Below are 11,628 nucleotides of genomic sequence, written 5' to 3' on the forward strand. Positions count from 1 at the left end.
TACCTAAATTGAAGAGGAAAACAAGAGCGGTGTCAATACGTTCGCCCGATGAAAAAACGCCTCTCCGGCGGGGAGAAGCGTTCCGTGATCCTGGGCGGTTTTCTATGTAGGTTTTCTCTATTAGACAGATGCAATGTGATGGAACGAGAAGGTGATCGGGGTGGACAGGGCCTTGGCGCGCTTCGAGGCGAGGCGCTTGGCCTCTTTGGCTGCCTCAAACATGCTGGGTGCCTTGATGATTTCAATCCATTGACGTGACGCCGTTTCAAACAAAAACCGATAGATTCTCATCGTCAATCTGCCCTCTCTCGTTTTTGTTCACACCTTTATTGTATCAACGCGCTGGAAGCATTAGGTTACCGGGGTGTTACATTTTCTTGAAGAAAGTGTTGCTGTTGCGTGAACAAGAAAAGTTTTTCCAGCGCTTCGTTACGTTTTTCCTGTTTTTGCGTCTATAGATAAAGGATGCCAATTTTACACGGAACGACAAACGAGGTGGAAAACGAGATGGCCAACGGAACAGGCGAATTGACGGTGACGGGCGTCAATCACAGCTACGGGACGGGCAAGATCAAGGTTCCCGTGCTGTTCGACATCAATCTGCACGTTGACAAAGGGGAGTTTGTCGCCCTGTGCGGATCGTCAGGATCGGGCAAGTCGACGCTGTTGAACCTGCTGGCCGGTTTGACCAAACCGGACGAGGGGAGCATTTTCGTCAACGGGGAAGAAATCTCCCGCTTCAGCGAAAACGAACTGTGTCTGTTTCGTCGACGATGCATGGGCTTTATTTTTCAATCGTACAACCTGCTGCCCAACCTGACCGCGCTGGAAAACGTGGAACTGCCGCTGATTTTTGCCGGCGAAAGCCGAAAAAGCAGACGGGCCAAAGCAAAGGAGATGCTGGAGCGGGTCGGGTTGGACGGACGGATGGATCACAAGCCGAACGAACTGAGCGGCGGCCAGCAGCAGCGGGTGAGCATCGCCCGCGCCCTGGTCAACCAGCCCAGCATTGTGCTTGCCGACGAACCGACCGGGAATCTGGACAGCAAAACCGAGCAGGAAATCCTGGAGTTGATGAGGCGGATGAACCGCGAAAACGGCACGACGTTTATCATCGTCACCCACGAACAGGAAGTGGCGGAACAGTCCGACCGCGTCATCTATCTGCAGGACGGACGGGTCGTGCAAAAACGGACGAAACCGGCATGAGAGAGGGTATGAGGTGAACCTACTGTGAAACTACTGGATTCGTTTCGCATCGTCTGGCGAAACTTGTGGCGCATGAAGCTGCGCACGGCGCTCACCTCCGTGGGCGTCATGATCGGGACGGCCGCCATTGTGGCGATGATCGCCCTCAGTCTGGGACTGAAGGAAAACGCCGTCAAGAGCCTGGAGAACTTCGGCAACCTGACGGAGCTGGACGTGCAGCCGGCCTTTTTCGATTACGAAAAGGACGAGCCCATCCCGGACGATCAGCGGAAAAAGCTGAACATGGACGCGGTGCGGGAGATCAAGGGCATATCCGGGGTGGCGGCGGTCATGCCGATCAAGCGGATACAAGGGGAAGCCAAGCTGAAAGTGGGCAGGCGGGAAGGGTTTATCGAGGTGATCGGGGTGGACGCGCTCGAATCGGCCGCCTACCGCAAGAATGACGTGGAAAAAGGCAGCTACCTGAGTGGATCGCCGCAGGAAATCGTCGTGGCCTATCACGTTGCCGGCAATTTGCGGGACGTGGAAAAGGAACGGCGGGAAGCGCGGCGGAGAAGCGCGGACGCCAACCGGGGCGGGGGAGCGGAGATGATGCCGCCTCGCTTCGGGAGGGGCGAGGAGGCCCTCCAATCGTTCAATCTCGTCGACAAGACGGCCACGATCGTGCTGACGCGCGAGTACCGGATCGACGACGAGCCGCACTTCGAAAAGAAGGAAGTCCGCGTGAGAGTCGTCGGCCAACTGCGGCAGTCGGAAAACCGCCGCTACGGAAACGCCGTCTATGCGCCGCTCGGCCTGGTGAAAGAAATGAACGACTGGCTCAACCGCAGTCGGGGGGACGAGTTCGGCGATGGAGGCGGCAGCACCCGGCGCACCCGCGAGACTGCGCAGCAGGGCAGCTTTGAGTTTGACGAGATGACGGTGAAGGTGGAGTCGCGCGAGAAGGTGGAGAGCGTCGTAAAGGCGCTGCAGGAACGCGGGTTTGAAGTCTGGTCGCCCGCCCGCGAACTGGAGCAGATCAACAAGTTCTTCTTCGTCATCCAGATCGTGCTGGGCGGGATTGCCGCTGTCTCGCTGCTGGTCGCCACGATCGGCATCGTCAACACGATGATCATGTCCATTCTGGAGCGGACCAAGGAAATCGGCATCATGAAGGTCATCGGCGCCACCGTGTACAACATCCGCTGGCTGTTCCTGATGGAATCGGGCTTCATCGGATTGATTGGCGGACTGGCCGGCCTCGGCATCGCCTGGGGAGCGGTGGAACTGGTCAACTACTTCGGGGAAGCGGGCGGAATCATGAGCAGCCTCAACATCGGCTTCGGCGGACCGGAGGGAGAGGAGAAGCTGCGCCTTGCCGTCATCCCGTCGTGGCTGTCGCTGTTCGCCATCGGGTTTTCGTTTGTCATCGGTTTGCTGGCGGGCATTTTCCCGGCCATCCGCGCCTCCCGGTTGAGCGCGCTGCAAGCCATTCGATCTGAATAAAGAATGTGGGGATAGGGAGTATGAACAAGAAAACGTGGATCATTCTTTCGGCAGTCGTTGTCCTGTTGGGCGGAGGAGGATACGCCGGCTATCACTATCTCGGATCCAAAGACGCCGCCGCCGAACAGCCGCAGGAGGGGCCGCCCTCCTTTCCCACCGCAGTCGTGGACAGGGGGGACGTGAAAAAGACCATCTTTGCCTCCGGGACCGTGGAAGCGAAGGCACGCGAAGAGGTAAAACCGGAACTGACCGGCAAGGTGGAGCAGGTCTTTGTGAAAGAGGGGCAGCGCGTGAACAAAGGGGATCCGCTGTTCTCCATCGACAGCACGGACGCCGCCCTGGAGCTGCAGAAGCAGGAGCTGAGCATTGTCCGCGCCCAGAGGGAACTGAACGATTTGAAAAACCGGAAGGACAGGATTGCCTTTTCCATGGGCGGAAAGGTGAAGGAAGTGCTGGTCAAGGAAGGGGATACGGTGACACCGGAAACCGTGGTCGCCAAACTGGTCGACACCGATCACCTGAAGATTACCGGAAAGTTTTCCGCCTTTGAAGCGGAGCACTTCAAGGTGGGACAAAAGGTGAAAGTGTTTATCTCGGCGTCGATGATCTTTCTCGACGGTACGGTTACCAAGGTCGACCTGATCGGGAAGAAGGAAAAAGGCGTCGGCGGGGTCCACGACGTGGAGGTGCTGGTGAAAAAGCCCGGAGCGCTGTACGTGGGAGACCTGGGAGAAGTGCAGTACGTCGACCCGAACGGCGTTCTGTTCGCCAGCCAGATGGCGACGCCGTTTGAAGACCCGGACGTCGTGGAGGTCGTGGCCGGCACCCACGGCAAGGTCGGCAAGGTGGAAGTGGAAAACGGCGACGAGGTCAAGGCAGGCCAACTGCTTGCGAAAATGGACATGTCCGCCTCCGAACTGGACCTGAAGGAGAAGGAACTGGCCTTGAAGGAGTCGCTCTTGACCCTGGAGCAGAAGAAGCGGGAGATCGCGAAAAAGCGGGTGACGGCGCCGATCAGCGGGGTGATTACCAAGCTGGAGGTCAAACCGGGCGAGACGCCGGACTCCGGCAAGCCGGCCGCGGTCATCATGGACAGCAGCGCCGTGTATTTTGTGGCGGCTGTGGATGAAATCGACATTCCGTCCATCCGGGTGGGGCAGACGGCCGAGGTGTACGTGACGGCGTTTGGCAACAAGCCGTTTACCGGCAAGGTGGTGGACGTGCCCAAAGAGGGGACGAAAGAGGACAAGACGGTCCGCTTCGCGGTGAAAATCGAGCTGACCGACGCGGCTGAGATGAAGCACGGAATGACCGGCGACTGCGACATTTACGTGGAGAAGAAGGAAAACGTGCTCCGGCTGCCGCTGCAGGCGGTCGACGTGCTGGAGGACGGCAAGGGAACCGTCATGGTGAAGGATCCGAAAACCGGGGAGCCGACGCCCAAAGAAGTGGAGATCGGCATCGAAGGGTCGGAATTCATCGAAATCAAGAGCGGCATCGCGGAAGGCGAGGAAGTGCTGATGATGAACGGCGGCGAAGGCATGTAGCACGGCCGTGTCCGCACGTCCCCGGCTCAAAAGGAACCCGCCTGCTTGTGCCATTGCGGCAGAGCAGGCGGGTTGTTTGATTGGCAGCCGTACGCAGCCGATCCGCTTTACGGGAGCGGCCTTTGCTCGTGCGGCTTGAGGGCGGCGACCCGGATCCGGCTGTAGTCCAAGACCCAGGAGCCGTCGCGGAACAAGGCGGGCCGCAGCCGATCGGCGATCATCGTGCAGGTCTCGTCCTTTTCCTGCGGCGGCATGTCGGCAAAAAACGGGCCGCAGAACGCATCCAGCCAGTGGCGCAGCCCCTGTTCCCCGTCCGGAAGCGGTGTGGGCCGTTCGAAGTGATGCGCCAGTTTGACGACAAAGCCCTGCCGTTCCAGAAGCGAGGTGTAGGCGCCGATGCCGGGGAAGTACCAGGGGTTGCGGCTGTCCGCATCGCGCCCCTTGTCGGCCAGGACGGCGCGGATGGCCTGGACGACCCGTTCCACGTTGCCCGCTCCGCCGAACTCGGCCACGAACCGTCCGCCCGGCTTCAGCGCCAGCCACACCTGGCGGATGACGGCTTCCGGCCGCTTCATCCAGTGCAGGGCGGCGTTGGAAAAGACGGCGTCAAACGGTTCCTCCGTCACGAACGTCTCGGCGTTGGCGACGAAAAACCGCAGCGCGGGGTATTTGCTCCGCGCCGTGTCAATCATGTCGGCGGACAGGTCCATTCCCGTCGGCACAGCCCCGGCCTTGGCCATCTCGGCACAGAGATCGCCCGTTCCGCAGCCCAGGTCGAGAATCGTTTCCCCCGGCTGCGGCTGAAGCCATTCCAGCACGCCTTTGCCAAACCGGGAGACAAAGTCCATCTTGCCGTCGTACAGCCGTGCGTTCCAGCGGTTCTCTACATGCATGGAAAATCCCTCCTTGGTATCGTTGTACCAGTGGAGGGGTTATTCGTCAAATCTATAAAAAGTATAAAGTCTATAGTTATTTCCTATTGATGCTGCTATATCCGGTCAAGATACAGCGTGGTTACAGAGGTGGAGTCGCCGTTTTCGATTTCTTCCTCCGTCGCCTCTTCTTCCAGCTCGTCCATCTCCATCCCGGGCGCGATGGTCGGTTCGTGCTTCGGATTGCGCTCGTCCGTCCGCTTGTCCATCGATCCTGCCTCCTTTCGCTTGGGCTGTCCCTAGCGTTTGCCAGCAGCGGGAGCATTATGCCTGTCCCGGCGGCCGCCTTGTGGAGGGATGGCGAAAGCAGTACGATAAAACCAAGGAAAGATGCCGGGTGTCGGCAGGGAGGAGGAACGTATGGAACCGATTGTGCTGCGCGGCCATCATCTGCTGTGCGTTCACGGGTTTCAGGGGATGGGGTACAGCCCCGCGTTTGTCGCCAAAATGGGGGAAATCGTCGAGCGGATCCGCGATCCCCGGCAGGATTTTCCCATTCGGGTGGTGCGGGGATTCGACGACACGTGCCAGGCGTGTCCCAACAAGGGAGCGGAACGGTGCGAAGCTTCTCCCGATTCGGAAGAGCACGTGCAGACGCTGGACTGCAACGTTTTGTCCCATCTGGGCTTGACGGCGGGAGAGGTCTACTTCAAATCGGAACTGGTGGAGCGCACCCGCCGCCTGGTGGAACCGGACGATCTGGCCTTCCTGTGCGCCGGATGCTCCTGGTACGAATACGGCGTGTGCCGCGAGGGCATCGCCCGCTTGCGCCAGACAGAGGCCGCCAGCAGGCAGGAGCGGAAAACCGCCCCATAGCCGGAAAGGAGAGAGAAAATCGTGACGGACGAAGAGCGCAGCGTATTGGAAAAGCTGGGGTTCCGGTTGGAGGACGGCGCGGTGAAACATCTCAAGCTGGGGATCGTAGAACGATGTGAGGTCTTTGAGGGATTTGCGTCTCTCGCGGAGTTGGAGGCCTTTGCAAAAGCGATGCTGCGCACCCGCTGCCGGCTAAGTAAAACGGCCGCACAGCCAGGCGGCGAGAGGCAGACGCGCGGCAAAAGGAGATGAGTGGAGTCAGCATGGAGACCAGAGAGATGCTCTTGCGGGCGTTGAACGAAGTGGAAGCGTGGGAACGGGATCAGAAGGACCTGTGGTTCTGGGAAAAGCTGGGTCGGCTGCCGTTTGTGCTTTTGGACCGCGTTACGCCCGCCGTCGTCAGGGAGAAGCTGGGGACGGCTGTCGATGAAATGGCCGCCTTTCTGGAGCAGGGGGGTACCTATCTGGTAAGCGACGAGTCGGTGTATGCGCGGTTCCAGGAGGCCCAGCCGGGAACGGGACGGCCCAAGCAGGAGGACGTCAAGAGATTGCCGCTGGTCACCATGGACAAGGTGGCAGCGGAAATGGTGGCATCCCGCGCCGCGTTTGCCACGGTGCAGGGAGCGACAACGGGGTTTGGCGGGCTGTTCACCCTGGCGATCGACGTCCCGCTGCTGTTGGGCACCTCGCTCAAGGTGCTGCAGGAGATGGCGCTCTGTTACGGATACCGCCCCGAGGAGAAGCGGGAGCGGCTGTTCATCGTCAAATGCCTGCAGTTTGCCTCTTCCGACATCGTCGGCAAGCGGGCGATCCTGGAGGAGCTTTCCCGCTTTGACGAGCCCGAAAGACAGCGGGATGTCATCGCCCAACTGCAGGGCTGGCGGGAAGTGGTGGTGACGTACACGGAAAACTTCGGCTGGAAAAAGCTGTTTCAGATGGTGCCGGTGGCGGGCATGCTGTTTGGCGCTTACCTGAACCGCTCCACCGTGCAGGATGTGGCGGAAACGGGCCGGATGCTGTACCGCAAGCGGCGGATTCTGGAGCGGCTGCGGCAGGAGGAAGCCGGAGCCTGACGGGCAGGATGTCCCGCGCACTCCGGCTTTCCCCGCTGCCTGAGCAGCACAGGACAGGCCGCGTGATTTCGGCTATTTAAGTCCACTCCTCGCGCGTGATCGCGAAGATCAGGTGGTCTTCCCAAACGCCGTTGATCTGCAGATACCGAAGCGACAGCCCTTCCCGGCGGAAACCGGTCTTTTCCAGCACGCGGATGGAGGCCCCGTTGCGAGGCATGACCGCCGCCTGTACGCGGTGCAGCCCGGCTTCCGCGAACGCGAATCGCAGCGCCTGCCGGACGGCCTGCGTCATGCAGCCGCGGCCGCTAAGGGACTGGTCGAGATAATAGCCCATGGTGGCGTTTTGCCAGGCGCCCCGGACGACGTTGGAAAGGTTGACGCGGCCGATCAGCTCGTCGTTCTCCCGCAGAAAAACGCCAAAGGCGTAGGCGGTTCCCGCCGCGAAGTCGCGCTCGGCAGCCGCCAACTGCTCCCGCTGTCCCTCCAGGGTGAGAAACGACGCGGGGCGGATCGGTTCAAACGGTTGAAAAAACGCCTGATTGCGGACGCGCAGCGCCAACATGGCCGGCGCGTCTTCCGCCGTCAGGGGGCGGATGTACACGCTTTGTGCCAGCGAAGACATGGAGCGGTCCTCCTTTTCTCCGGACGGAATCTGGGGACCGTCAGTGTACCACGTTTGCGGCCGCCTGAAAAGACGGTCCCGGCAGATTGCGCCAGGACCGTATGGATGCGGACGCGCACCGCTCCTCCGCTACGCCAGCGACTTTCCATTCAGAGGTTGCCACCCGGGGAGGATTTTGATAGAGTAAAAGGAAATTCAATAGCGTATCAACAAATAGAGGTGCGCTGCGGAAGAGTACGTCTTGCCATACAAACGCGGGGGGCGTGGAAAGACGGAAAGGCCAAGGCGCCGAAGTTCTGGCCGTACCCCTCGGACGGCGAGGGCTGGGGTTCCCGTGAACAACGGTCGCCCTGTCATGAAAGGCACGGCCTTTCGTGGAGCGCTATTTACGGTTTGCTTTCAGGGATCAAAAAGCAATGAGGATAGCGTCTGCACTCATTGCTTTTTCTACATTTCCACATACAGTGTCATGGAGGAGATTCACAGTGAACATGATGGATGCGCATGAAATTATCTCGTTTATCCAAAAAAGCGAAAAGAAAACGCCGGTGAAGGTATACCTGAAAGGAGACCTGGACGGCATCGATTTCGGCGCAAACGCCAAAACGTTTATCAGCAACGGCACGGGCGTGGTCTTCGGCGAATGGAAGGAAATCGAGCCGGTGCTGCAACAGCATAAGGACAAAATCGCCGATTACGTGGTGGAAAGCGACCGCCGCAACTCCGCCATCCCGCTTCTGGACACGAAAGGCATCCAGGCGCGCATCGAGCCGGGCGCGATCATCCGCGACCAGGTGAGCATCGGCAACAACGCCGTGATCATGATGGGGGCGGTGATCAACATCGGCGCCGTCATCGGCGAAGGCACGATGATCGACATGAACGTGGTCGTCGGCGGACGCGGCACCATCGGGAAAAACTGCCACATCGGCGCCGGTGCGGTGATCGCAGGCGTAATCGAACCGCCGTCCGCGCAGCCTGTCGTGATTGAAGACGACGTGGTGGTCGGCGCCAATGCGGTGATTCTGGAAGGCGTTCGCGTCGGCAAAGGTTCCGTCGTGGCCGCCGGCGCGGTCGTCATCGAGGACGTTCCGCCGAACGTGGTCGTGGCCGGCACTCCGGCGCGCATCATCAAACAGATCGACGAAAAAACACGCTCCAAGACGGAGATCAAGCAGGAGCTGCGGCAGCTGTAGGAGCGTGAGTGAAAAGATGGCTACGGACTGGCGTTCGCTCGACGAACAGTACATTGTCTCGACGTACAAACGGCTGCCGATCGCAATCGCCAAAGGAGAGGGCAATTACCTGTACGACACCGACGGCCGGGCGTATCTGGACCTGTTTACCGGACTGGCCGTCAACGTGCTGGGCCACTCCCATCCGCGGATTGTCCAGGCGCTCCGGGAGCAGGGCGAGCGGTTTCTGCACATCTCCAACGTCTTTCTCAACCCGCCGGCGATCCGGCTGGCGCAGCGGCTGATCGACAACACCATCCCCGGCAAGGTCTTTTTCTCCAACTCCGGGGCGGAGGCGACGGAAGCGGCGATCAAGCTGATCCACAAATGGACGAAAGCGGAGGGGGCCGGCCGGACGGGGATCGCCGTCCTGCGCAACAGCTTTCATGGGCGCACGCTGGGGGCGGTGCGGCTGACGCGGCAGCCCCACGTCTATCAGGATTTTCCCCAGCCCGACTTTCCCGTCTACGAGCTGGATGCAGAAGACGCGGAACAGCTTCGCGCGGTCTGCCGGAGCGAGAAGCCGGCGGCCCTCCTGATGGAGCCGGTGCTCGGCTCCGGCGGCGTGGTGCCGCTCTCCGAAGCGTTTCTGCGGGAAGCGGAGGCGATCTGTCGGGAAGAGGGCGTGCTGTTTGCTATGGATGAAATCCAGACCGGCATGGGCCGTACGGGCCGTCTGTTCGCGTATCAGCACGCCGGAGTGACGCCCGATTTGATCCTGTTTGCCAAAGGAGTGGGCGGGGGCCTGCCGCTCGGCGGGGTGATCGCCGGCCAACGGCTGATGAATCTGTTTAAGCCGGGGGATCACGGCACGACCTTTGCGCCCTCGCCGCTCTCCGCCGCGCTGGGCAACGCGGTGCTGGACGAATTGCTCGACCCGGCCTTCCGCGCCCATGTGAGCGACGTGATCGGCTACCTGTGGGGACGTCTGGAAGAGCTGAGACAGCGCCTGCCGGAGCAGCTTCAGGCGCTGCGCGGCAAAGGCATGATGGTGGGCATTCCTCTGCACGCGACGCCCGAAGAAGCGGCCCGGCTGCAGCAAAACCTGCTGGCCGAGGGCATCCTCGTCGACGTGACGCAAAAGACGATCGTCCGCCTGCTGCCTCCGCTCACCTTGACGCGGGCGGATGTGGACCGGTTTGTGGATGTGTTTGCCCGCCAACTGACGGCGCTCGGCACCGGAAAGGAAGTGTAGAGGGATGACCGATTCCCCGTTTGTACGGATTCGCCGCGACCTGCATCAAATTCCCGAACCCGGTTTTGCGGAGTACAAAACGCAGCGCTATCTGCTGGACTATCTGGAGCGGCTGCCGCAGGAGCGCCTGCAGATCAAGACCTGGCGCACCGGCATCCTCGTCAGGGTTAACGGGCTTCATCCCAAGCGGACGATTGCCTGGCGGGCGGACATGGACGGTCTGCCGATTCGGGAGGAGACGACCTATCCGTTCCGCTCCACGCACGAGGGGTACATGCACGCCTGCGGCCACGACATGCACATGGCGATCGGGCTGGGCATTCTGACCCATTTTGTTCACCATCCCGTCGATGACGATCTGCTCTTCGTGTTCCAGCCGGCCGAAGAAGGACCGGGCGGCGCCAAGCCGATGATGGAGAGCGAGGCGTTTGCCGAGTGGCGGCCCGACTGCATCTTTGCCCTGCACATCGCGCCGGAGTACCCGGTGGGTCACATCGCCACCAAGCCGGGCATCCTGTTTGCCAACACCTCGGAGCTGATGATCGAGCTGACCGGCAAAGGGGGGCACGCGGCCTTTCCCCACAAGGCAAACGACATGGTGGTGGCGGCCAGCCATCTGGTGACGCAGCTTCAGTCGATCGTGGCCCGCAACATCGATCCGCTCGATGCGGCCGTCGTGACGGTGGGCAAGATCGAAGGGGGCACCAAGCAGAACATCATCGCGGAAACGGCGCGGCTGGAGGGGACGATCCGGACGCTGTCGCTGGAGTCGATGGCCCGGGTCAAAAGCCGCATCGAGGCGCTGGTCAAAGGCGTCGAAGCGGGATTCGAGTGCACGGCCACCATCGATTACGGCTGCGGGTACTGCCAGGTGTACAACCATGAGCTGCTGACTGAGCAGTTCATGGAGTGGGTGGGCACCCAGCGCCCGGACATCACGCCGATCCGCTGCAGCGAAGCGATGACGGGGGAGGACTTCGGCTTTTTCCTGTCGGAAATCCCCGGCTTTTTGTTCTGGCTCGGGGTGAATACGCCCTACGGCCTGCACCATGCGAAAATTGAACCGGACGAGCGGGCGATCGACATCGCCATCAGTCTGGTGACGGACTATCTGACCTGGCTGTCCGGGCAGGAGGAATGGCCGATCTGAGCAGGACCAGCAACGAGCGGCCGGGCGGTACGGCGGCCGCAGCGGAGGTGAAAGCATGGCGGACAGGAACGAAAACGACCCTCTCTCTACCCATCCCGATCTGGAAGCGGCGCAGCGGGCGGAAGGAGCTCTGCCGCCCAAACCGGTTCGGTGGGAGAGCCTGCCAAAGTGGCTGCGGCTGTTTGGCCGCATCTGGCTGACGATCGTTGCCCTGCTGGTCCTTGCCGTGATTGTTTCGGCCTGGCTGCGATAACACGCGGGCGAAAATCCGTTCATCGAAAAGCGACTCCAATCGAGTCGCTTTTCATTTTGCTCATTTACAAGCATGACTGCCGGGCGTATAATGAGAATCATATTCATTGAT

General features: G+C 60.7%; 14 protein-coding genes and 1 riboswitch. Of the genes, 10 read left to right on the plus strand and 4 right to left on the minus strand.

All coding sequences use genetic code 11. The annotated features are described in order from the left end of the window. Nucleotides 1–120: 120 nt before the first annotated feature. Nucleotides 121–291 (minus strand): hypothetical protein, encoded by a 171-nt coding sequence (locus A6764_RS07805; RefSeq protein WP_176703250.1) that lies wholly within the window; start codon nucleotides 289–291, stop codon nucleotides 121–123. A gap of 216 nt (nucleotides 292–507) precedes the next feature. On the opposite strand from A6764_RS07805, the gene A6764_RS07810 reads away from it, so the two are divergent. From A6764_RS07810 to A6764_RS07820, 3 genes are read left to right on the plus strand one after another with little or no spacing between them, the layout of a single operon-like run. Then, on the plus strand, nucleotides 508–1,209 hold the full coding sequence (locus tag A6764_RS07810; RefSeq protein WP_065066881.1) for an ABC transporter ATP-binding protein: 702 nt from the start codon (nucleotides 508–510) through the stop codon (nucleotides 1,207–1,209). A gap of 24 nt (nucleotides 1,210–1,233) precedes the next feature. Next, on the plus strand, nucleotides 1,234–2,694 hold the full coding sequence (locus A6764_RS07815; RefSeq protein ID WP_065066880.1) for an ABC transporter permease: 1,461 nt from the start codon (nucleotides 1,234–1,236) through the stop codon (nucleotides 2,692–2,694). A 20-nt stretch (nucleotides 2,695–2,714) separates the two neighbouring features. Further along, a complete protein-coding gene (locus A6764_RS07820) occupies nucleotides 2,715–4,241 on the plus strand; it encodes an efflux RND transporter periplasmic adaptor subunit (RefSeq protein ID WP_065066879.1) in 1,527 nt (508 codons plus the stop codon). 107 nt (nucleotides 4,242–4,348) lie between these two features. On the opposite strand, the gene A6764_RS07825 is transcribed toward A6764_RS07820, so the two are convergent. Beyond that, entirely contained in the window at nucleotides 4,349–5,134 is a 786-nt protein-coding gene (locus A6764_RS07825; RefSeq protein WP_029099884.1) for a class I SAM-dependent methyltransferase, read from the minus strand. Between the two features lie 95 nt (nucleotides 5,135–5,229). Then, nucleotides 5,230–5,382 (minus strand): hypothetical protein, encoded by a 153-nt coding sequence (locus A6764_RS07830; RefSeq protein WP_162836744.1) that lies wholly within the window; start codon nucleotides 5,380–5,382, stop codon nucleotides 5,230–5,232. A gap of 151 nt (nucleotides 5,383–5,533) precedes the next feature. On the opposite strand from A6764_RS07830, the gene A6764_RS07835 reads away from it, so the two are divergent. Genes A6764_RS07835 through A6764_RS07845 form a run of 3 tightly spaced genes read left to right on the plus strand, consistent with a single transcriptional unit; the run spans nucleotide 5,534 to nucleotide 7,062 of the window. Further along, nucleotides 5,534–5,989, plus strand: a complete 456-nt coding sequence (locus tag A6764_RS07835) for a DUF1284 domain-containing protein (protein WP_065066878.1) — start codon at nucleotides 5,534–5,536, stop codon at nucleotides 5,987–5,989. A gap of 21 nt (nucleotides 5,990–6,010) precedes the next feature. Beyond that, a complete protein-coding gene (locus A6764_RS07840) occupies nucleotides 6,011–6,241 on the plus strand; it encodes a hypothetical protein (protein ID WP_065066877.1) in 231 nt (76 codons plus the stop codon). An 11-nt stretch (nucleotides 6,242–6,252) separates the two neighbouring features. Further along, nucleotides 6,253–7,062, plus strand: coding sequence for an EcsC family protein (locus A6764_RS07845; protein WP_083989772.1), 810 nt, complete (start codon nucleotides 6,253–6,255; stop codon nucleotides 7,060–7,062). A 76-nt stretch (nucleotides 7,063–7,138) separates the two neighbouring features. Here the strand turns inward: A6764_RS07845 and A6764_RS07850 are convergent, their stop codons facing one another. After that, nucleotides 7,139–7,684 carry a GNAT family N-acetyltransferase gene (locus A6764_RS07850; protein ID WP_029099886.1) on the minus strand — a complete coding sequence of 182 codons (546 nt, stop codon included), beginning with the start codon at nucleotides 7,682–7,684 and terminating at the stop codon, nucleotides 7,139–7,141. A 206-nt stretch (nucleotides 7,685–7,890) separates the two neighbouring features. Next, a riboswitch (Lysine riboswitch) is annotated at nucleotides 7,891–8,077 on the plus strand. A 92-nt stretch (nucleotides 8,078–8,169) separates the two neighbouring features. Between A6764_RS07850 and dapD the strand changes: the two genes are divergently transcribed. From dapD to A6764_RS07870, 4 genes are read left to right on the plus strand one after another with little or no spacing between them, the layout of a single operon-like run. Then, nucleotides 8,170–8,880 carry a 2,3,4,5-tetrahydropyridine-2,6-dicarboxylate N-acetyltransferase gene (dapD, locus tag A6764_RS07855; RefSeq protein ID WP_065066875.1) on the plus strand — a complete coding sequence of 237 codons (711 nt, stop codon included), beginning with the start codon at nucleotides 8,170–8,172 and terminating at the stop codon, nucleotides 8,878–8,880. A 16-nt stretch (nucleotides 8,881–8,896) separates the two neighbouring features. Continuing rightward, nucleotides 8,897–10,114, plus strand: a complete 1,218-nt coding sequence (locus tag A6764_RS07860; RefSeq protein ID WP_065066874.1) for an aspartate aminotransferase family protein — start codon at nucleotides 8,897–8,899, stop codon at nucleotides 10,112–10,114. Nucleotides 10,115–10,118: 4 nt separating this feature from the next. Further along, on the plus strand, nucleotides 10,119–11,264 hold the full coding sequence (locus tag A6764_RS07865) for an N-acetyldiaminopimelate deacetylase (protein WP_065066873.1): 1,146 nt from the start codon (nucleotides 10,119–10,121) through the stop codon (nucleotides 11,262–11,264). Nucleotides 11,265–11,319: 55 nt separating this feature from the next. Beyond that, nucleotides 11,320–11,517 (plus strand): hypothetical protein, encoded by a 198-nt coding sequence (locus tag A6764_RS07870; RefSeq protein ID WP_065066872.1) that lies wholly within the window; start codon nucleotides 11,320–11,322, stop codon nucleotides 11,515–11,517. Nucleotides 11,518–11,628 lie beyond the last annotated feature (111 nt).

Source organism: Brevibacillus sp. WF146, from assembly GCF_001673705.2.
GTDB lineage: Bacteria > Bacillota > Bacilli > Brevibacillales > Brevibacillaceae > Brevibacillus > Brevibacillus thermoruber.

Excerpts from the sequence above, each read along its gene's own strand:
- A6764_RS07860 (WP_065066874.1), top strand. The coding sequence starts at position 8,897 with ATGGCTACGGACTGGCGTTCGCTCGACGAACAGTACATTGTCTCGACG.
- A6764_RS07865 (WP_065066873.1), top strand. The coding sequence starts at position 10,119 with ATGACCGATTCCCCGTTTGTACGGATTCGCCGCGACCTGCATCAAATT.
- A6764_RS07825 (WP_029099884.1), bottom strand. The coding sequence starts at position 5,134 with ATGCATGTAGAGAACCGCTGGAACGCACGGCTGTACGACGGCAAGATG.
- A6764_RS07820 (WP_065066879.1), top strand. The coding sequence starts at position 2,715 with ATGAACAAGAAAACGTGGATCATTCTTTCGGCAGTCGTTGTCCTGTTG.
- A6764_RS07830 (WP_162836744.1), bottom strand. The coding sequence starts at position 5,382 with ATGGACAAGCGGACGGACGAGCGCAATCCGAAGCACGAACCGACCATC.
- A6764_RS07870 (WP_065066872.1), top strand. The coding sequence starts at position 11,320 with ATGGCGGACAGGAACGAAAACGACCCTCTCTCTACCCATCCCGATCTG.
- A6764_RS07805 (WP_176703250.1), bottom strand. The coding sequence starts at position 291 with ATGAGAATCTATCGGTTTTTGTTTGAAACGGCGTCACGTCAATGGATT.
- A6764_RS07835 (WP_065066878.1), top strand. The coding sequence starts at position 5,534 with ATGGAACCGATTGTGCTGCGCGGCCATCATCTGCTGTGCGTTCACGGG.
- A6764_RS07845 (WP_083989772.1), top strand. The coding sequence starts at position 6,253 with ATGGAGACCAGAGAGATGCTCTTGCGGGCGTTGAACGAAGTGGAAGCG.
- A6764_RS07850 (WP_029099886.1), bottom strand. The coding sequence starts at position 7,684 with ATGTCTTCGCTGGCACAAAGCGTGTACATCCGCCCCCTGACGGCGGAA.
- A6764_RS07810 (WP_065066881.1), top strand. The coding sequence starts at position 508 with ATGGCCAACGGAACAGGCGAATTGACGGTGACGGGCGTCAATCACAGC.